The organism is Acetobacter okinawensis JCM 25146 (genome assembly GCF_000613865.1).
GTDB lineage: Bacteria > Pseudomonadota > Alphaproteobacteria > Acetobacterales > Acetobacteraceae > Acetobacter > Acetobacter okinawensis.
In genome coordinates, this window is the sequence record NZ_BAJU01000041.1 from 1 (window position 1) to 20,401 (window position 20,401).

At 58.3% G+C, this 20,401-nt stretch carries 20 protein-coding genes and 1 pseudogene; 16 read left to right on the forward strand and 5 right to left on the reverse strand.

Going from position 1 to position 20,401, the window contains the following annotated elements; all coding sequences use genetic code 11:
- From JCM25146_RS25175 to JCM25146_RS12905, 13 genes and pseudogenes are all read left to right on the forward strand, one after another.
- A pseudogene (locus tag JCM25146_RS25175) lies at positions 1-1,138 on the forward strand (MlaE family ABC transporter permease); the annotation flags it as partial.
- Positions 1,139-1,141: 3 nt separating this feature from the next.
- Positions 1,142-1,936: an ABC transporter ATP-binding protein gene (locus JCM25146_RS12840; RefSeq protein WP_025828474.1), complete on the forward strand. Its 795-nt coding sequence runs from the start codon at positions 1,142-1,144 to the stop codon at positions 1,934-1,936.
- Positions 1,929-2,885 (forward strand): MlaD family protein, encoded by a 957-nt coding sequence (locus JCM25146_RS12845; protein ID WP_025828476.1) that lies wholly within the window; start codon positions 1,929-1,931, stop codon positions 2,883-2,885. Before JCM25146_RS12840 ends, JCM25146_RS12845 begins: the two co-directional genes overlap by 8 nt.
- Positions 2,882-3,478: a PqiC family protein gene (locus tag JCM25146_RS12850; protein ID WP_025828477.1), complete on the forward strand. Its 597-nt coding sequence runs from the start codon at positions 2,882-2,884 to the stop codon at positions 3,476-3,478. Before JCM25146_RS12845 ends, JCM25146_RS12850 begins: the two co-directional genes overlap by 4 nt.
- Before the next feature lie 172 nt (positions 3,479-3,650).
- The gene (locus JCM25146_RS12855; protein WP_025828479.1) at positions 3,651-4,823 is read left to right on the forward strand and encodes a UDP-galactopyranose/dTDP-fucopyranose mutase family protein; all 1,173 of its coding nucleotides are present in this window, start codon (positions 3,651-3,653) and stop codon (positions 4,821-4,823) included.
- A 132-nt stretch (positions 4,824-4,955) separates the two neighbouring features.
- On the forward strand, positions 4,956-5,675 hold the full coding sequence (locus tag JCM25146_RS12860) for a glycosyltransferase family 25 protein (protein WP_025828481.1): 720 nt from the start codon (positions 4,956-4,958) through the stop codon (positions 5,673-5,675).
- Positions 5,676-5,760: 85 nt separating this feature from the next.
- A complete protein-coding gene (locus JCM25146_RS20895) occupies positions 5,761-8,937 on the forward strand; it encodes a glycosyltransferase (protein ID WP_025828483.1) in 3,177 nt (1,058 codons plus the stop codon).
- Positions 8,938-9,033: 96 nt separating this feature from the next.
- Positions 9,034-10,224, forward strand: coding sequence for a hypothetical protein (locus tag JCM25146_RS12870; RefSeq protein WP_148299091.1), 1,191 nt, complete (start codon positions 9,034-9,036; stop codon positions 10,222-10,224).
- A gap of 61 nt (positions 10,225-10,285) precedes the next feature.
- Positions 10,286-11,047, forward strand: coding sequence for a hypothetical protein (locus tag JCM25146_RS20900; protein WP_025828487.1), 762 nt, complete (start codon positions 10,286-10,288; stop codon positions 11,045-11,047).
- 411 nt (positions 11,048-11,458) lie between these two features.
- A complete protein-coding gene (locus JCM25146_RS12885; RefSeq protein ID WP_025828488.1) occupies positions 11,459-11,971 on the forward strand; it encodes a flagellar basal body-associated FliL family protein in 513 nt (170 codons plus the stop codon).
- 63 nt (positions 11,972-12,034) lie between these two features.
- Positions 12,035-13,348, forward strand: a complete 1,314-nt coding sequence (gene fliM / locus JCM25146_RS12890; protein WP_025828489.1) for a flagellar motor switch protein FliM — start codon at positions 12,035-12,037, stop codon at positions 13,346-13,348.
- A complete protein-coding gene (locus JCM25146_RS20905) occupies positions 13,345-14,007 on the forward strand; it encodes a DUF6468 domain-containing protein (protein ID WP_051544237.1) in 663 nt (220 codons plus the stop codon). Before fliM ends, JCM25146_RS20905 begins: the two co-directional genes overlap by 4 nt.
- A 298-nt stretch (positions 14,008-14,305) precedes the next feature.
- Positions 14,306-15,280: a flagellin gene (locus tag JCM25146_RS12905; RefSeq protein WP_025828493.1), complete on the forward strand. Its 975-nt coding sequence runs from the start codon at positions 14,306-14,308 to the stop codon at positions 15,278-15,280.
- A gap of 381 nt (positions 15,281-15,661) precedes the next feature.
- Here JCM25146_RS12905 and JCM25146_RS19390 read toward each other — a convergent pair whose 3' ends face one another.
- The 4 genes from JCM25146_RS19390 to JCM25146_RS12920 all read right to left on the reverse strand — a co-directional run bounded on the left by JCM25146_RS19390 (position 15,662) and on the right by JCM25146_RS12920 (position 17,880).
- On the reverse strand, positions 15,662-16,609 hold the full coding sequence (locus tag JCM25146_RS19390; protein WP_051544239.1) for an ATP-grasp domain-containing protein: 948 nt from the start codon (positions 16,607-16,609) through the stop codon (positions 15,662-15,664).
- Complete coding sequence (locus tag JCM25146_RS20910; RefSeq protein WP_051544241.1) at positions 16,603-16,854, reverse strand: hypothetical protein; 252 nt, start codon at positions 16,852-16,854, stop codon at positions 16,603-16,605. The genes JCM25146_RS19390 and JCM25146_RS20910 overlap by 7 nt, the downstream gene beginning before the upstream one ends.
- Positions 16,855-16,959: 105 nt before the next feature.
- Complete coding sequence (gene flgC / locus JCM25146_RS12915) at positions 16,960-17,367, reverse strand: flagellar basal body rod protein FlgC (protein ID WP_025828495.1); 408 nt, start codon at positions 17,365-17,367, stop codon at positions 16,960-16,962.
- 15 nt (positions 17,368-17,382) lie between these two features.
- On the reverse strand, positions 17,383-17,880 hold the full coding sequence (locus tag JCM25146_RS12920; protein WP_242401127.1) for a flagellar basal body rod protein FlgB: 498 nt from the start codon (positions 17,878-17,880) through the stop codon (positions 17,383-17,385).
- Positions 17,881-17,964: 84 nt separating this feature from the next.
- Between JCM25146_RS12920 and JCM25146_RS12925 the strand changes: the two genes are divergently transcribed.
- Genes JCM25146_RS12925 through JCM25146_RS12935 form a run of 3 tightly spaced genes read left to right on the forward strand, consistent with a single transcriptional unit; the run spans position 17,965 to position 18,837 of the window.
- The gene (locus tag JCM25146_RS12925; protein WP_148299092.1) at positions 17,965-18,261 is read left to right on the forward strand and encodes a hypothetical protein; all 297 of its coding nucleotides are present in this window, start codon (positions 17,965-17,967) and stop codon (positions 18,259-18,261) included.
- On the forward strand, positions 18,221-18,604 hold the full coding sequence (locus JCM25146_RS12930) for a hypothetical protein (RefSeq protein WP_025828501.1): 384 nt from the start codon (positions 18,221-18,223) through the stop codon (positions 18,602-18,604). Before JCM25146_RS12925 ends, JCM25146_RS12930 begins: the two co-directional genes overlap by 41 nt.
- Positions 18,571-18,837, forward strand: a complete 267-nt coding sequence (locus tag JCM25146_RS12935; RefSeq protein WP_025828504.1) for a hypothetical protein — start codon at positions 18,571-18,573, stop codon at positions 18,835-18,837. Before JCM25146_RS12930 ends, JCM25146_RS12935 begins: the two co-directional genes overlap by 34 nt.
- Positions 18,838-18,853: 16 nt before the next feature.
- Here JCM25146_RS12935 and JCM25146_RS22540 read toward each other — a convergent pair.
- Positions 18,854-20,401, reverse strand: a 1,548-nt coding sequence (locus tag JCM25146_RS22540) for a tetratricopeptide repeat protein (protein WP_025828505.1), incomplete at its 5' end; no start/stop codon positions are given.

The following is a 20,401-nucleotide window of genomic DNA, read 5'->3' on the forward strand; positions in this document are numbered from 1 at the left end:
GCAGCACCCGCCCCCGCCACGCGACCCGCATGGTCCGTGCAGGACGGCCCCAATGGCCCCTGCCTGCATGTGCGCGGCGCATGGACCGTACACAACGGCGGGGTCATGCCCTTTGGCGAGGCGGACATGCCGCCCGCCCCCCACGCCACCAGCCTGAGCGTGGATACGGCAGGGATTACGGAATGGGATTCGTCCTTCATTTCCTTTTTGTGGGAGGTCAAACAGGCGGCTGCGGGTGTGGGGCTTGCGTTTGAGCAGGACGGCCTGCCAACACCTGCCCAGCGCCTGCTGGCACTCCTCCCCCCCAAACCCGCCGCACCCGCCCGCCACGACAGCCGCAAACAGAACCTGCTGGAAAAAACCGGCGACCTGACCCTGAACGCCCTGACCGAGACCGGGATCGTCACCACGCTGGCGGCGGAAACCACGCGCGGGGCCATGCATGCCCTGCACGGGCAAAAGCCGGATGCGCACCAAGGACCTGATTACCGACCTGTGGAACGCAGGCCCCAATGCGCTGCTGATCGTGGGTGTGGTCAATTTTCTGATCGGGGCCATTCTGGCGTTTGTAGGGCTGGTGGAGCTGCGCCGCTTTGCCGCCGAAATTTATGTGACCAACCTTGTCGGCATTGCCTGCGCGCGTGAGATTTCGGCCATTATGACCGCCATTATCATGGCCGGGCGCACGGGTGGGGCCTATGCTGCGCGCATTTCCACCATGCTGGGGAATGAGGAGATAGACGCGCTCAAGGTCTTTGGCATTCCCATTTCGGGCTATATCCTGCTGCCTGCCATTCTCTCGCTCTCACTCATGATGCCCCTGCTCTACCTGTATGGCACGCTCATTGGTATTTTTGGCGGGTTTGTGGTGAGCATGAGCATGATGGACGTCTCCCCCATGGGGTACTGGATGTCCACCGTAAACGGGGTGGAACTGCGCGAGTTCGCCTTCGGGTTTGTCAAAGCCTTCTTTTTTGGCAGCTTTATCGCCCTTGCCGCCTGCCGCGTGGGGCTTATGGCCGGGCGCAGTGCCGCCGATGTGGGCATTGCCGCCACCCGTGCGGTGGTTATTGGCATTGTCGGCATTATCGCCATGGACGCTGTGTTCGCCGTTATGGCCAACGCGCTGGGAATCTGAGCAATGCCGCAAAGCGATACCCTTATTTCCGTGCGGGATGTGGAACTGTCCTTTGGTCCCAAGATCATCCAGCAGAACGTGTCGTTCGACCTCAAGCGTGGCTCCATTTTTGCAGTCATGGGCGGCTCGGGCTGCGGCAAGAGCACGCTGCTCAAAAGCATGATCGGGCTGCTCCCCCCCACCACCGGGCAGATACTGGTGGGCGGGGAGGACTACTGGGCGCAGAACGAGCACCGGCGGACCCAGATCAACCACCGCTTTGGCGTTCTGTTCCAGTCCGGTGCGCTGTGGAGCTCCATGACCGTGGGCGAGAACGTGGCCCTGCCGCTGGAAATGTTCACCACCCAGCCGCCCGATGTGGTGCGCAAGCTGGTGGAGGTCAAACTCGGACTTGTGGGTATGGAGCAGGCGATCGACCTGTACCCGTCCGAAATTTCGGGCGGGATGCGCAAGCGCGCGGGCCTTGCGCGGGCCATAGCCCTTGACCCCGACATTCTGTTTTTTGATGAACCCTCCGCCGGACTGGACCCCATTACCTCCGCCCGGCTGGACGACCTGATCCTGACCCTGCGTGATGGTCTGGGGGCAACTATTGTGATTGTCAGCCACGAGTTGCCAAGCCTGTTCGCCATTGCTGACGATGGCATTTTTCTGGACGCGCGCACCCACCGGCCCATTGCCCATGGCTCCCCGCGGACCTTGCGCGACAACAGCAGCATTCCCGAAGTCATGGCGTTCATGAACCGCTCCTCCACCATCCCCACGACAGACGAGACAAAGGCAGACCGGCATGTCTGAGAGCACAAACCGCAAAACCGTTATCGGGGCCTTCGTGCTGTTGGGCGGCTTTCTGGCTTTATTTATTGTCATGGCCTTTGGGCACATGAGCTTCCTCTCCCCCTCGCGCGAGGCGGTGGTGGTGTTCCAGAACTCCATTACCGGGCTGTCCATTGGTGCTCCGGTCAACTTCCGCGGGGTTAAGGTGGGCACGGTCAAAAGCATTACCCTGCGCTTTGACCCCGCCGACCACAAAGCCTACATTCCCGTAGTGCTTACGCTGGAGCCCGACCAGATCCACGTGGTCAAGGACGCACCGGGTGGGGACAAGGTGAGTATTCAGGAACTCATCAGCATTGGCCTGCGTGCGGAGCTGAACCTGCTCAGCTTTGTTACCGGGCAGTCCAACATCGAGCTGGATTTTGACCGCGCAGTCCCCCCCGTGCTGCACCCGCGCATTACCGACCTGCCAGAAATTCCCGTGCGCATGTCGGCGGTGGAAAAGCTCAAGGACTCACTGGGACAAATCCCCATCAAGGAAATCAGCCACCATGCGGATGCGGCCCTGCTCTCCGTCACCCAGCTCAGTGACAGCCTGAACCGCGACCTGCCGCCACTGCTACTGAGTGCAAAACAGACGGCTGACAGCTCACACGCCACCATAGAAGCCGCAACCGCTGCCATAAAAACCCTGCAGGACAAGCTGGACATCACCTTGGGCAAAATGGACCAGTTGATGGAGACGGGGAACACCCAGCTGAACGCGCGCGGCGCGGACCTGCATGCCACACTGGCCTCGGCCACCAAAACGCTGGATGCGTTGCAGGGTATTCTCTCCCCCCGCTCGCTCGACCGTGCCAATCTGGACGCAGCCCTGCGTGATATTGCCGCCACCGCCGCATCGCTGCGTGGCTTTTCCTCCGATATTGAACGCAACCCGCAACTCCTGCTGATGGGACGCCGCCCATGACCTGCGCGCCACGCCGCACCCTGCTGGCCATTCTGGCCTGCGCCCCGCTCCTGACCCTTGCCGGGTGCGCCTCCCCCCCACTGCGCCTGTACACGCTGGGGGTTCCCTCCGACACCAACGTGAGCGAGCCGCACCTCTCCTCCCGCGCAGCAACAATTGCCATCAGCCGCGTCATCCTGCCCGACTATCTGGACTCGCAGGACATCATCACCCGGCAGGGGGAGGAAATCCTGCGGAGTGCACGCGCACGCTGGGCCACGCGCCTGTCCATTGGTGTGACGGACCTGCTGACCAACGTGCTGTCCAACAAACGCCCCTCCGAGTTGATTACGGACCAGCCGCTGGCCGATGTGGCCACCATGCGCGTGCAAGTCGATATTTCACGCTTTGATGTGGATACAGACGGTGTCGGCACGCTGGACGCCACATGGGCCGTACTGCCGCGTGACCCCAACCTGCCGCTTACGCGTGAGCGCGTACATCTTGTGGCCACAGGGAGCGTGAGCTCCGCCGCAGATGTGGCCGCACTCATGCGCGGGCTGGTCATCCGGCTGGCAGAGCGGGTCAACACCACCATTCCCACCGCGCACTAACACGGCACGGCTGGCACCACACCAGCCCGCACCCTACGCAGGCCAGAGACCGCAGGCATGTGACTTTTTGCCGTTTTTTACCGCTGCACCATGGTATGGGGCCAAAAGGGCGGTAAAATGGCCCCGCATCACATGGCAACGGGCCAGACGGGCACAAGAGGAACAGACCAAGGTGGAAAAGACATTCTGCGTTGTCGGAGCCGGGTTTAGCGGCGCGGTGGTTGCCCGGCACCTTGCCAGCAGGGGGCACAGGGTGGTCGTGGTGGACGAGCGCCCCCATCTGGCAGGCAACTGCCACACCGAACGCGACAGCCAGACCGGCGTCATGGTCCACCGCTTTGGGCCCCATATTTTCCATACCGCCAATGCGCGTGTGTGGGCCTATGTGCAGCGCTTTGGCACCTTCCGCCCCTACGTCAACCGGGTGCGGGCCATTGCACGGGGGCAGGTGTTCAGCCTGCCCATCAACCTTGCAACCATCAACCAGCTTTTTAAAACCACGCTTGGTCCCGCACAGGCCCGGGCCTTTATCGCCAGCAAGGCAGACCACTCCATTACCACACCCCGCACCTTCCGCGAGCAGGCACTCAGCATGGTTGGGCCGGAACTGTATGAGACCTTCTTTGAAGGTTACACCCGCAAGCAATGGGGCTGCGAGCCGGATACGCTACCAGCTTCCATTCTCAAACGTCTGCCGCTGCGCTTTAATTACGACGACAATTACTTCAACCACCCCTATCAGGGCATGCCGGAGGCAGGGTACACCGCCATTGTGCAGGCTATTCTGGCCGAGTTTGCCCACCGGATCGATATCCGCCTTGGCGCACGGTTTGAAGATATGGCCGAACCCTTTGACCATGTGTTCTACACAGGCCCGCTGGACCGCTTTTTTGGCTTCCGGCTAGGGCGGCTGGCTTACAGAACGCTGGATTTTGAACGTTTTGTCAGCCCCGAACCCGATTATCAGGGCACGGCGGTCATCAACTACTGCGATGCGGACGTGCCCTATACCCGCATTGCCGAACACAAGCATTTTGCCCCGTGGGAGCAGGCGCAGTTTGAGCAGAGCGTGTATTTTCGTGAATACAGCCGTGCCGCCCAGCCGCAGGATACCCCCTACTACCCCATCCGCCTGAGCGGTGAGCAACCCCTGCTGCAAGGTTACGAGGATCTGGCCCGCGCCAGCACGGGCGTATCCTTCCTCGGTCGGCTTGGCACCTACCGCTACCTGGACATGGACGTAACCATCCACGAAGCCCTGCAGGCGTGCGATCAGGTAGACAGCATACTGGCCAGTCAGGGGCCGGGCGCCCTGCCCGCGTTTTTTACCCCCACCGCGCCCTGAGCCGCCAACACGGCCAACCCGCGCGGGCCACCAGCCTTGGGCGGGTTGCAATTGCGCACCGTAATGGCAGAATACGGCACCATAACCACGCCCGGCTCACCCCCATTGTACGGCTTTTCCACGGGACTACCGATGCACAAGTATTTTATCAGCCTTGAAAGAACTCCCGAGCGTACGGAGCGATTTTTAAAGTCCAACTCCCACATAGCCGACTTTGAGTGGATGCCCGGTCTGGATGGCAAAACACTCGACCGCAACGCCATTATCAGCAAAGGGCTGATGAAGGCGGACTGCGGCTTCAAGGCCGGTGCCATTGGCTCGGGGCTGACCCATATCAAACTCTGGGCCCAGATTGCCCAGAGCGGTAAGCCTGCCCATATTTTTGAAGACGATGCCTTTCTGTGCCGCAACTTTGAGCAAGAAAGCGACCGTATTATTGCCAGCCTGCCCCATGACTGGGACATTATCCTGTGGGGCAACAACTATGACAGCATTCTGGAGTTTGAACTCCTGCCCGGCATTACCCAGTGCATTGCCGTCTTCAACCAGGACACCGTGCGCAAGGGCATTCCGCAATACCTGAATATGGATGTCTCCTCCGCCGCGTTCCGGCTGACCCAGACCTTTGGCATCTGCGGCTATGCGCTCTCCCCCAAAGGGGCCAAGCGCCTGCTCGAACTGTGCCTGCCGTTCCAGTCGGTGGATGTGTTCTACCCCGGCCTTGGCCGCGCGCTGACCACATCATCCGTCGATCATCTGATGAACATCCACTACCGCCACATCAAAGCCTACACCGCCCTGCCCCCCCTGTGCCTGACGGACAATGACGTCGCGCGGAGCCTGAACACCTGAAGCCACCGCAGGGCATTCCTGAACGCTATGGCAATGCCTGCCGCCCCATGCGTAAGTATTCTAAATTTCTATTTTCAGGAATGTTATGTCTGACTTAAACAGCATAAATACATTTGATGTATTTGATACACTGGTTGCCAGACGCTGCGTGCAGCCTCTTCATATTTTTTCCATTATGGAGAAAAAACTCAAATTAACCGGGCTGGCCACCGCCCGTCGGCTGGCGGAGCAAAGGGTTGCCCACCGCAAACATAATCTGGACGACATTTACGCCGAGCTCCAGTCCCTTCTCTCCCTGAGCGATGCCAACACAGACCTGATCAAACGCACGGAAATAGAAACCGAGCTTGAAAATATTATTCCTATTCAGGAAAATATTTCAAAAGTATCTGACGGTGACATCCTTATTTCAGACATGTACCTTCAGGAGCAGTATATCCGCGCCCTTCTGTCACGCGCAGGGCTGAACAAGGAGGTTGGTCTTATTGTGACCAACCATGGCAAGCACCACGGCTATATATGGCCTGAGATTCTCTCCAGATTTTCCATAAAGACCCATACCGGCGACAATACCCATGCAGATATTTTTCAGGCATCGCAGGCAGGCATTGCAACTGCACTGACAAACAGCCACCAGATTACCCCGCTGGAAAAAATCTTTTTTGACATTACATTCCCAGCATTTGGTGAATTATGCCGCGAGGCGCGCCTGTCCACTTGGTCCAATGTCGGGCATGAGCGCAGCCTGCAGATCAATCAGATCAACTTCAATTTTCCCATGCTGTTTTTCTCCAGCATCATCCTGTACAGGCTGGCTAAAAAACTGGGGAAAAAACACATCCTTTTTTCAAGCCGGGACTGCCACCTCTGGATCAAACTCTTTGAAGCCATGTTCCCCGGTGAATTTGTCTGCTCCTATTACTACACAAGCCGCTACGCCAAGGTGTTTGGTCAGGAAGACTACATCGCCTACACCAAAACCCTGCTCAGGGACGACGCCATTATTGTCGACCTGTGCGGGAGCGGCTGGTCGTTGGAAAAGCTATGTGAAAATTTAGGGATCAAAAGTCTGGATGCCTTTTTCATTCACAAGCTCCCCAAGGATCGGGCGCATATGGGTATGGAAACGCATGGACTGTGCAATTTCCACTCCATACTGGAAGAAGGCATTGATACGTACAAAAGCTATTTTCTGGAAATAGCCAATTTTACCGACCACGGCATGGTCAAAGACGTTAAAATGGTAAATGCCGTTGCCTGCCCGGTCTTTTTTGAAGACAAACGCCCCGAGACAGAGCTCCGTTACGTTGCCACACAAAAGCAGGCTTTTGATGCCTGCCTTGCAAAAATGCAGCATTATGACCTGCATGCGGTTCTTCAGGCCGACATGGCCATATGCACCAAGCTGGTGACAATTTTTTACGGCCTGCTTTCCAAAAATACGTTCATGCTTGATCTGTATGGAAAGAATTTTTTCCAAGAAACCGAAGCCGTAGAAAAAATCATCTCCAATACCGCAACCAACCGGTATTTTAAATTTCAGCCCGACACATCTGCCTCCCCCTCCAGCGCAGACATAAACGGCACATACGCAATCCAGATTGCACCGGTCGATTACACCTATATCCCCAAAGCGCCGCCTTACGGCCTTGCTGCATCCATTGCAGACAAAAGCACGATCGAGTTTTCCATTATCGTGCCAATGCACAATACCAGCCTGCTGCACGCACAGCGCATGCTGGCCTCCGTTCAGCACCAATGGTTCCCCCACTGGGAACTTATTCTGGTCAACAACGGGAGCACTGACCCCCAGACACTTTCCTTCCTTGGTGGCCTCAATGACCCCAAAGTAAAGGTTGTCACGCTTACGGGCTGCGGTCTTTCCGAGGCACTGAATGCAGGTATTGCGCAAACACGTGGCAATTACAGTCTTTTTCTGGGTCAGGCTGACGAACTGACTCATGACTGCCTGTATGAACTCGCTGACTGCATTCTGCACACCAGCGCGGACTATATTTATGCCGATGAGGACACACTAACCCAGACCGGGGACTATACCGAGCCGCAGTTTAAACCAGACTGGTCGCCCGATACCTGCATGAGCCTGATGTACACAGGCCATACATGCTGTGTGCGCAAAACTTTTCTGGAAACACTGGGGGGCTTTCATCCCGCATTTGATGGTGCACAGGACTGGGACCTTGTGTTGCGCATGAGCGAGAACACGACCCGGATCGCGCATGTCAGCAAGGTTCTGTATCATGCCCGCCAGCACGCACCCGCAGCCAGCGCAACCGTACAAAGCCGTGCCGATATTGTTGCCGCAGGCCTGCGCGCAAGGGAGGCCGCCCTCCAGCGGCGCAGCCTGACGGCCCGGCTGGAGCCTGTACAGAGCACACCAGATTACCACAGGGTGGCCTATGCCGTGCAGGGTTCACCTCTTGTGTCTGTCATTATCCCCAGCAAAAATAACGGGAAAATTCTGCTCCAGTGCATTCAGTCCTTTGCTGCCAAAAATCAGTGGGACAACATAGAATTCGTCATTCTGGACAACGGTTCGGATCAGCCTGAAACCCTCTCCATTCTCGATGACCTCAGGGCGCGCAAAGACGTACGTATGATACGCCATGCTGCCCCTTTCAATTATTCCGAACTGAACAACATAGGAATCCGGGCATCAGGCGGGGATATTCTGCTCTTTTTGAATGATGACACCGAACTGCTCGCCCCCGATGCTCTGGCCCGCATGATCGGTTACGCACAACTGCCCCATGTTGGTGCAGTGGGTGCCAAACTGCTCTATCCGGGCGGGGAATACATGCAGCATACAGGCCTCATCAACCTGCCTTCTGGTCCAGAACATGCCTTCCTGCGTCAGCCCGACACCATCCACGGCTACGGCATGCGTAATGTTTTGGAATATGACTGGTCGTCCGTGACCGGAGCGTGCATGATGATTGAGCGCAAAAAATGTGATCTGATCGGTGGTTTTAACGAATCATTCCCCGTCGCCTATAACGATATTGAGTTCTGCTACCGCCTGCTTGCACAACAGTTCTATAATGTCATTTGCCCTTCAGCGCGCTTCTTGCATTATGAGTCCATCTCACGCGGTAGCGATTTTGCCACAGCTGAGCGCCGCAACCGGCTCCAGCATGACTGGCAGCGCCTTTATGCGCACCATCCCTCCATGTTTATGTCTGACCCATTTTACAACCCCAACCTGAACCAGCAGAGCAGGGATTTTACGCTAGCAATGTGATCCTGCCTTATGGCCCAAGCCGTTTTAGTATGTCGGAACTGTTCCTGCCCTGTTTTACCGCCTCCCTGCCAATAGAGTGCCCCAAAGATGCAGACCTTGAATACTGAACAGACAACACAGTCTGCCACCCAAGCATTCACACAGGCATTTGGGCCTGTTCCGGGCAGCGCACACACCGCGGGGAGCCTGAGCGAGCTTGCCTTTATAACGGCGGGACCAGCGGCTGTGGGTTTTGTCGAATGGATTATCACACAGGCCAGACAGGACAGGATTGACCATATCCTCTTTTTAGGTCAGTCCGGTTATATTCTGCATGACCTGATGCAGAGCAGACGGGCCGCCAGCACGGAGGAGCCGTTTGCCTCCAGCCATCATCTCCCCGCCTCACAGGCCCTGTTCATTCTGACCTGCATGGACCCGACCCATATACTGGGCAATGATACGTCACGGTTTTTTAACCGCCTGTCGGACTTTATCGGCCAGTCACAGGACCTCTGCCTGCCAGAACTGCTTGCACGCAGCGGTGTGCCTGTCCCTTCTGCTGGTGTTCTGGCCAATCTGGGATTAGACACACAGCAGAGCATTGCACAGCTTGACCTGAAAAAACTGACCGATTTCCTGTTCGCATGGCGGCCGGAAATTGCAAAAATCTGCCAGAATAACCGCCGCGGTCTGTACCGCTATATGGTTGAAAACGGTCTGGCCGATGGGGCACGGATTGCACTTGTCAATCTGGACTGGCAGGGTGCTACGCAGGAGCTTTTTGCCCGCGCACTGGGTGAGTTCATGCCCCTGAACATCACGGGGTACTCTTTTGCCTTAAGTGAAACCAAGCAGACCAGAGAACGGCAAAAATCCCTGCATATAAAGTCTTTTTTGCAGACCAGCACACTTGGTGCGGGTATGGTGGAGGCTCTTGCTGCCAACCACGTGCTCACGGAATTCCTCTTTTCTGCGCCACAGGCACCCGTGATCGGGTTTTCTCCTCGCAATCACGACTATACTGTCGATGAAGGCAGGCTGGACACACGCCACTTTTTTACACAGGCGGCAGAGGTCCAGACGGGCATACGCCAGTTCGCCTGCCATATGGCACAGGCTGAGAACCGTCCGGGGTATGGTTTACCTGCACCCATTATGGCAGGCCCACTCCTGAATTTTATTGTGCACGACCACTGGGCGCGCCACCCACAGCTACAGGCGGTGCAGAATTTTGACCCGTGGATCAACTCAGCACGTCACAGCAAAAGGCTGACAGACTATGCCGTAAAACCCCACAACGGTTAAATAGCCCCCTACATCGCAGCCCCTACGCCCGATTTACATTGCTTTTATATTTGGAGCCCCCATGCCAGACCTTGTTATAGCGCGATACAATGAAGATGTTTCATGGCTCAGTCAGGTCCCTGATGGATACAACATCTTTTTATACAACAAGGGGGATGATATAGACCTTTCATCCATACGCCACAAAATACACCAGTACGTAAAACTGGAAAATATTGGCCGGGAGTCTGATACGTATTTACTGCACATGCTCGGCAACATGAGCACAACAGATTCTTACACCGTTTTTTCCCAAGCTGATCCTTTTGAACACTCCCCGGACTTTCTGCACCTGTTGCACCAGTCGTTTGAGGGCACGGCATGGGGGTATTCCTCCCAGTGGAAGTACAACTTTCCACCCAAACACCTGATAAAAAGCTACATGGCCAAAACGGGCAAACCCACCCGTGACGAAATTTTTTCGCTTTATAACTGGGGCCCGATCTACTCTTATGATGAGGGTGCGTTTTTAATTTCCAACCTGTATTTTGCGTATTATGGCGTTGCAAACGGCACAAATATTGCTGCCGATTTTTTTGGCCGGATCGGCTACGATGCTTTGCAGAAAAAAGCGGCTCAGGCCACGCTGGGCGTGTTCCCCTATGCGGCTGTTTTTGGCGTACGCAACAGCGCCGTGCATGCTGTACCCAAGGATGTGCTGTTAAAAGCCGTGCTGGAGGTCCGCGCCAACAATATGGCCGGACACATTATGGAACGGCTCTGGTTCCATCTGTTCGGCCAGCCATTTATTGCTCTGGGGCACCCACACGAGACACCCGCCTGACCCCGAGCCAACCACCAGGCACTGCTGACCCACATGAGCACACACGCCCATGTGGGCCATGTGGTTAGTTTACGTAAAAATAGTATGTCTTCAGCGGAGCCTGCAACCGCCCGACGGGCTGCGCCTGATCTGCCAGCGCCTGCCACTTTTGTGCCAGCGCAACGCTGTTGTCTTCCAAGCATAACAATCTTCCGGGCCTCTGGAAAATTTCCCGGCCTAATCCGCAACATGTTTACAATTTAAATAAATCATCAAATCACATAGTGGATTTATAATGAGCGTACTCACAGATACGCCATTTTGCGTGCGTGCACGTGCAATAAGCCTGCCTCTCCACCATTGAGTAGGTGCGCAGCAACGGTTAAACTGATAACAGGTGTATTTGATTAACCATTCCGGAGCCCACCAGACATGAGCGAGACTGTAACCGGCGCACAAGAAGCAGATGCTGCCGCAGCAGTTCCCAGAGCAGACGCCCCCAAGTCCAAGCGGAAACTGATGATGGCGGGTGCTGCCGGTCTTGTTCTCCTTATTGGCGGTGGCGTGTTCTGGGAAAAGGATAAAATCTTTACGTCCAAGCTCAAGCAGAACGTGGGCAGCAAGGCCGCAGCCGCCATGCATCCGCCCATTCTGCTGGGTATTCCGCCCATGGTCTCCAACCTTGATACATCAGGCGGGCACCCTGTTTACGTCAAGCTGACCGCCAAGGTGGAAATCAGCGGCGTCCCCAACGAGGCCGCATTGCAGGACCGGATTGCCGAAATTCAGGACGTGTTCCAGACCTACCTGCACGAAACACGCCCGCAGGACATCCGTGGGAATGGCATTTACCGGCTGCGCGAATCCATTCTGCGCCGCCTGCGTGCCCAGCTTGCTCCCTTGCAGGTGACAAACCTGTATCTTGTTGAATTCCTTGTCCAGTAAAGCGCTCCTGCTTCTGACACCCGCGTAAACAGCCCCCTTTCAGGAACCGTAGCGACAAACCACATGCAGGATGTAGACGACACAGCAGCAGGCCCGGGCCCCCACGAACCCGAAGCAGACGCAGCCCCCGACACCCCGCATACGGAAGAGGGACAGGACACCGCGCCGCAGGGTGAGGCCGCGCACGCTGACCCTGCGCAGGACGACCACTCCGCCGCTGCACCGGAAAATGACGGGACCGATCACCCGGACGCGCACGATGCTGGCACCGAGCATGGCGAACCCGAAGCCACGCCGGAGGAAGACCCGTTTGGCAGCCACCTGCTCGACCAGTCCGAAATTGACAACCTGCTGGGCCACACCTTTGGCGGGTTTGACGAGCCGGAAGAAACCGGCATGGAGCGCGTTATCAAGGCCGGGTTTGTGGCCTACGAACGCCTGCCCATGCTGGAAATTGTTTTTGACCGGCTTGTACGCATCCTGTCCGCGACCTTACGCAACTTCACCAATGATAACGTTGAAATAACAATCGAGGGCATTCGCTCGCTGCGCTTTGGCGACTACATGGGGGCTGTGCCGTCCTCCTCCATGTTTGCGGTGTTCAAGGCTGTTCAGTGGGACAACTACGGGCTGGTCGTTGTGGACTCGGCCATGTCCTACTCCATTATCGACATTCTTATGGGTGGTCCGCGCGGGGTTGGGCACGCAGGGGTGGAAACACGCCCCCATACCGCCATTGAACGCGCACTGATTGAAAAACTGATCACCCTGACCCTGAACGACCTGTCCGTTGCCTTCAGCCCCGTATGCAATGTGGACCTGACGTTTGAGCGGCTGGAAGTCAGCTCCCGCTTTGCGGCAATTGCCCGCGCTTCCAACGCCGTGGTGCTGGCCAAGCTCCATATTGATATGGAAGACCGCACCGGCAACATGGACCTGATTATCCCCTATGCCACGCTGGAGCCGGTGCGTGACCAGCTCTCCCAGCAGTTCATGGGGGAAAAATTCGGCCGCGACTCGATCTGGGAAGACCATCTGTTTTCCGAAATTCTGGAAACGGACGCGCAGGTCTCCGCCGTGTTTGACGAGAAGATTGTCCCGCTCTCCGAGGTGCTCAACCTCAAGATCGGCTCACTCATGACCTTCCCACACAAGCAGGGCGCGCCCTTCCCCATCCGCTTGCAATGCGGACAGACTCCGTTGTTTGACGGCCGACTGGGCAAGCTTGGCAACAAGAACGCAGTCAAGATCCAGCGCAGGCTTGTCCCGCCGGAGGAACACCACCTGCCGCCCCCCCTTGGCGTACCGCCACAGCCCCCCCACCCGCAGCCAAACGCTGCGACAACACAGGATCAGACTGGAGGGTCACCTGAATGATGTTCACACAGATCCAGATGATCATAGAGATCATCCTCTCCGTCTTCTTGTTCCTTGGCATTATTTACAGCTTTTACCTTGGGCGGGTGCTGGGTGGCCTCAAGCGCGACCGGGCCAGCCTGCTCGAACTGGTGGAAAAGCTGGAAAGCAGCGTCAATCAGGCAGAAGAAGGCGTGGACAAGCTGCGCGTGGCAGGCGAGGTCAGCGGTCGCCCGCTCAGCCGCATGATCGAGCAGGCCAAGGTCACCGGCACCGAGCTGGATGACATGGCCACCAAGGCCGATTCGGTCGCGGACCGGCTGGACTCGGTTCTCACGCAGGTGCCTTCGCAGGAACGGCGGATGGAAAGCCTGATCACACAGGCCGAAACCGCACGTCTGGCAATTGAGGAAACACTGGAAAAACTGGAGCAGGCCAGCCAGAGCGCACAGCACACGGCCCAGCAGCTTGTGCAATCCGCGCTGGAAAGTGCAACGGCTGCCAGCAGTGCCGCAGCCCTTGCCGCCACACAGGCCACACAGCCGCAGGACACCCCAGCCCCGACCCGCTTTGCCGACACGCTGGACATGCCCATGCCCGCAACCCTGACCAAGGAGCGGCCCTACCTGCGCGCGTTGGAAAAAGCACAGGACACCGCCCCAGACCGCGCAAGTGCTTAACGGTTAACAACCAATAGTAACCGTATTGGCTGGAGTTCCCTTGGATTCCAGCCCGGACCTCCTCCCTTGTGGGGGAGGTTTTTTTATGTCCACCCAAAAAAAACACAACGCAAAAACACCCGAAAAACTGCCAGTTTTTTGCACCCAACCCTGATTGTGAAGACCTGCGCGCCGAAGGTGAGGGAACTTTTTGCACGGCCTTCAAAAAAAAATGATCGCGTTAACCTTCTCTTAGCCGTTCGGGAGTTTATTCAGCTTTGAAACAAGGGCATCTGCCCACCGAACTGGAGATCACAACGTGAGCCTTTCGATTAACACCAACACCTCCGCAATGGTTGCTCTGGAAACCCTGAACGCAACCCAGACCGCTCTGTCCGCAACGGAAAACGCCGTTTCCACCGGTAAAAAAGTTGCCAACGCTTCCGACAGCCCGGCTGCTTTCGGTATTGCTTCGCAGATGAACGGCAACATTGCCGGTCAGGGCGCAGTGAACGACGGTCTGTCCTTCGCTTCCACCGTTGTGAGCTCCACCAACAGCGCAGCCAACCAGATCCTGTCCGTTCTGGCTGAAGTCCAGGCAGCCGTCACCACGATCGGCAGCAACGAAGGCAGCTCCACCTCCCTCGCCCAGATCAACACCGAAATCACGGGTTATCTGAAGCAGATCGACACCATTGCAACCAACGCCACCACCAACGGCGTGAACCTGCTGGTCAGCTCCTCCAGCGCATCCACCACGGGTTCCTTCAACGGCATCACCGCTGCCAGCGTTGTGTACGTGACCGGCCTGCAGGGCAGCACGGCAACCATCAGCAACCTGTTCAGCATCATCAACGGTGTGAGCGGCGTTACCGGGACCGGCTCCACGGCCTCCCTGTCCGAAGCTCTGGGTCTGTCCACCGGCGTTGACAGCAACGGCCTGGCAACCGCCAACGGCTTCCTCACCACCGATGGCAGCCTCTCCGCTTCCTGGGGCGGTGCATCGGGCGACTTCGACCTGACCAAAGCCATTGCCGCTGTTCAGAAAGCCATCACGGCTATGACGAACGTGACCTCTGAACTGGGTCAGAACACCAAGAACATCGCCAACATGACCACCTTCGGCCAGACGGTTTCTGACAACCTGACGACCGGCGTTGGCGCCCTGACCGATGCTGACATGTCCGCAGAAAGCGCAAAGCTGACCTCCCTGCAGACCAAGCAGTCCCTGGCCATCAAGTCCCTCTCGATCGCCAACGGTCAGTCCCAGAACATCCTGTCCCTGTTCCAGTAATCTTACTGAGACAGTCGACAAAAAGTGCCCTCGGCGAAAGCCGGGGGTATTTTTTTGCCTGACAGGCTACCTCAGCGCCCCACCGGGCTGGCGCTCAGGCCATGGCCACAGGTACCGCAGCACTCTGCGACAAGTGCCAAACAGGGCGCATAATTCCCCAAAAAACACAAAGCCGCCCCTCTGCCACAACAGGCAGAAAGCACGCAACATCTGCATAGAACGGATTAGTCAGTCAGCCCCAAACACGCCCACATGCGTGCGAGAACAGCGGGGGTACAGCATGACCAGACAATGGGACCGGAGCATACGCCAGACAGGCCGGACCAGACGCGGCACCAATAGCACCGCACTGGCCCCCATACCCAAAAGCGCGCGACCTGCTTACGGAGCCGCCAGCACCCGGACCCGGTTTTTGAGCATGGTATAAAATGCCGCAAAGATTTTGTGCATCTGCGGGAGTTTATAGGGGAAAACGAGCGCATCATCACAGGCGTGGATAATCAGGGCGTTGGAGAGTTCAAACACCAGCAGCCTGCCGTCTGTTGTTTCAGCACAGTCAAAACCAAAATAATCCAGTTTTACGGCGTCATAAATACCGCTCAGGGCGGCAGCGTGGCGCTGGCCAAACTCCTGATCAAAATGGAGCATGGCGTGGGCTTCCTCCTCCCGGCGGGAGGCGAATTCCTTCATTTCCTTATAGGGGTAGTGCACCATCCAGTGTGCGGAAATACCCATATGCGCCAGATAAGGCCGCCCCTCCACCAGCACCACACGATATTTGCGGTAAAGCTGGTCGTCCGATGCATAGTTGATAAAGTTGGCGACAAAGAACAGTTCGGCCCCCACATCGGCCAGATAAGCGCTTAGGTCCGCAGGTCTGTCTATTTTGCTCAGGCCGATCCCGCCATGCAGGCCCAGTGGGCGCACAATAAACGGATAAGCCAGATTAAGGCCCAACGCCTCCAGTGCCACCTGCCCTGCGCCAATCTGTTGCAATGTGTTGCGCTCCAGCCGATAGGTCTGGGCCATATGCAGGCCCGGCACCGTGTGCAGCAGGTCATAGGCCGCCGAGCGGGAGAGCTGGGGAATATACTGCGGCCTGTTCAGCACCGGCACCGGGCTGTGGGCCAGTGCTTTTGCCAGATCGGCCAGTACGGCATTGTGGGTATCTGCCTCGCCCACAGCCACAAAAATCAGGTCATACGGGGGGAGTTCCTGCGGCCATGCAAGGCCCGCGCCCACATACACCACATCCATATGGACAGGTGCGTTTTCCAGAATGCACTCAATGGGGGTGTTGGCGGTCAGGTCTCCGGGGGTTTTTACCACCAGCAGCCGCAGGGCATCCTTGTCCGCGCGAGCGAGGTTAAAGGTCTGCTGGAGCTTGAGGCTGCGGTTAAAAAGGCTTCGGCCTGCTCGTTTTCAAACGTCAACTGCATGATCAGCGCCAGATCGAGCAGGATTTGCGCATCCGGCTTCTGCGCGGCTTTATTCAGCAGTTCCGCCCGATAATGCGTAATATCCTGCCCCTGCAACGCCTGCCGCAGGAGGGGAGACAAACCAAAAGAGTTCATGTTTTTACTCGGCTATGGCCGGGTCAACTCCAATACAAAGCACCATGGACCAGCGCCATGCATAGCACCGGACAGAGCACTCCAGTATTCTGCTGGCCTAGGGCCTTATTTCATCAGATTGATGGTGCGGGTCAGCATGGAGCGGGTGATCTGCATGGTGTTCAGATTCGCTTCATACGAATGCTGGGCGTCATGCGTGTCCATAATCTCGACCATGGTGTTCACGTTCGGCACCTTCACATAACCTTTGGCATCCGCCGCAGGGTGGGAGGGGTCGTAACGTGTTTCAAACGGTGTGTGGTCCTGCCCGATGGACTTGACCTTCACACTCGACGCCCCCGTAGCCTGGTCCAGTGTAGTCTGGAAGGTAATGGTCTTGCGGCGGTAGGGGTCCGCACCGGGGGTAGAGCCGGTGGTATCCTTATTGGCAAGGTTCTCGGCCGACACACGCAGGCGCTCGGCCTGAGCACGCATGCCATCGGCAGAAACGCCAATTGTGTTTGTAAAATCCATCTGCTGCTTCCGTCCTTACGAACTGGTGCCAAGCGCGGTGGAGAACAGGCCCATGTAGCGGGTGTAAACCGTGGTGGCAAAACGCTGCTGGTCGTTGGTATCGGCTATTTTGCCCAGTTCATCTTCCAGCCGGACTTCATTGCCATCTATGGAGGTGGTGCCACCCGTGGTCTTGCGCGCCCGTGCGGTGTTGCCCGGCCCGGCCATATGCCCCGGCTCGGTCTGGACCATGGCCATGGTCATCTGGTCCTGCAGCACGCCCGAAAATGGCGAGACATCCTTGGAGACATAACCCGGTGTATTGGCATTGGCCACGTTACCAGCCAGAACAGACTGGCGGGCCTCCAGCCATTGCAGGCGCCTTTCGGCCAATGCAAACAGGTCCGTCCCGCTGTGGGTCAGCGCGGTCTGGGATGACAGTGCCTCCAGCATAAAATGCCAGCTCCCTTTGTGTGGTATGCAGTGCCGTAGCGGGTGCTGCGTGGCACCCACGCTCATGGCAGGTCCGGGCATAATAGACTCCCTTGCCCCCGATAGCCACAGATTTATTCCCCCACGCACAGCCGCCCCGCCCGTAAAAGCGCAACACTCCCCCCGATGACAGACGCGCCACACAGCGCTATGGCAGGGCAGGAAGGGGCCGTACCACCCCGTGGCCATAGCGAGCTGACCATGCGCACCATCAGGCTGAATGAGACAACCCTGCAAACCGCAGCGACCCTTGCCATGCTGCTCTGGAGCCTGCTGGCCCGTACGGCCCCGGCAGCTTGCAGGGGTCTGTGTGGCTTTATGGTTCCCTGCCTCCATCCGCGTCTGTTCGGTAGCGCTGCACTGGTTGCCCGTGGCCTGCGGCATGCGCCCCCGCACAAAGGACCGCCTTACGCAGCAGCATGAGCTGGTCGCCGGTTGCCTGCTGGTGGCCGCCTGTACCCTTGCGCTGCTACTCAACGCCTCCCCTCTGGCTGCGCTGGTCGATGCGGTCGCCCTTAACCTTGCCAACCTGCTGGTCCAGTTTGAACGGCGCGAGGGCTGGCTACCCAATGCCCTGCTCATGCCCCTGCTGTTATGCGGGTTGCTGGCTAGTGCGGTGCTGGGCCATGCGGCCAGCGCCATTGCTGGGGCCTGTGTGGGCTGGGTACTGGGGGGCTGGGGCTGTTTGGCCTGTCCGTGCGCCTGCGGGGCAATTTTTTGTCCGGCGCGGATATGCTGCTGCTCTGCGCATGCGGGGCATGGGTAGGGTTGGGCGGGCTGTGGGCCTTTATGCTGTTTGCGGGCTGTGTGCTGCTGGGCGTGCGCGCGGTGCGGGGGCAGTTCCACACCCCCTTTGTACAGGCCGCCCCCCTTGCTGGTGCGCGCCCCGTCTGGCGCTACCCGACGGCCCTGCCCGCAGCCCTTGGCCTGCTGCTGGTGTTTTTGCTAACCAGCAGCCCCGCCCTGCCACACTGGGCGCGGCTGCTACTGGGGGGCTGACCCCGGACCCGTAACCTTACGGGCGGGCTGGTGTTGTGGCTGCCGGTGTGGCTCCGGGGGTGGCGGGTTTGGGCGCACCCACCTGCGTTAGCAGGCGGAACACGCGCCCGCTCTCCCCATCCATAGTGCGGTCGCCCACAAGCTGTGCCAGCCATGCCAGTGTCTGTGCATCCGATGCCTGAGACGCATCGGAGGCCAGACGCAGGGCGAGTGTCTGCTGCGGGGCGCTGAGTGGCCCGTGGGGGGGAATATCCGCCTCCGCCATTTTGCGCACACTGGCCACGGCGGCGGGCCATTCGCCCCGGCTTTCGTGGATGCGAGCGGTCATGTCCAGCGAGTCGGCAAAACTGTCCCCGTTCAGCAGGCCAAGGGCTGCCGTCTGGTCGCCTCGGGCGAGATTGATCCGGGCCTGAAGGCGACGGCGGGAGGACTTCATGTCATCCGGCAGGCTGGGGTCATCGGTGCGTTTGAGCACATCGGTCGCGCCATCAAGGTCCTTGAGCGCAATATAGGATTCGGCCAGCCCCTGCCCTGCCAACGCCTTGAGCTCGGGCGAGTCCAGCATGGGTACGGCATCGGAGAACGCCTGCTGCGCCTCGTCCGCCAGACCAAGGCCCAGCAGCATTTTGCCGTAAGCCATCAGAATCTCGCCTTTTTTGGTCCCCGGCTGCAAGGCGGACAGATGGGCGCGCAGCATGGCCGCACCGTGCAGAATGGCATCGCGGTCCGTGTCCTTGACCACCTCGGACGCCACGGCGGCAAGGGTCTGGAACAGCATGGGGGACAGCACAGGTTCGGACACCTGCTCGGGTGTGTCTTTGACAAGGTCCAGTGTTGCCAGTGCCTCGGGCCACTTGTGTGCACGCATGTAGGCATCGGCCTGTAACAGCCGCACCGTGGCCTCCCGTCCGGCCAGACGGGCATCGGGCATAAGGCTGCTGAACATATCGGCCGCGGCAACCGGGGTCAGCTTGCCGTCGGACATGTCGAGCGAGATCTTCTGCTCCAGCGCCTTTTCCGCCACCACGGGGTCCGGATCGACCGAAAGCGCGTTAAACGCATCATACGCCTGAGAGCGCCTACCCGTGCGCAGGTCACGAAAAGCGCTTGCCAGCGTGTAGGCTGCTCCCTTGGGCAGCTTGTCCAGCACGCTCAGGTCCTCCGCAGAGCCGTAACGGCCAATCTGCTCTGCGGCAAAGGGCAGCAGTACGCTGCGCACACTGTTGGGGTAGTTATCCAGACGGGAAAAATCGCGCGCCAGCAGATGCGCCGCCTCTGCCTCGTGCCCCCCTCGGGAGGCAAGGTAGAGACCGCGCCAGAGCTGTGTGGCCCGCTGCTCGTTATCAGGCCACGGGCCTTCAAGCAGGAACGCGCCATCCATGTTCCCGCTCAGCAGTTCGGAGGCAGCGAGCAGAAAGCTGACCTCCGGCCGCACTGCTTCTTCGGGGTCGTCCTCCAAAGCCACGGTCAGGATACCGCGCGCCTCCAGAAAAGCGCCAACACCAAAGGCCGCGCGGGCCTCCTCCAGCCGGGCGGCAAAGCGCTGGGCGGGGTCGGAATCGGC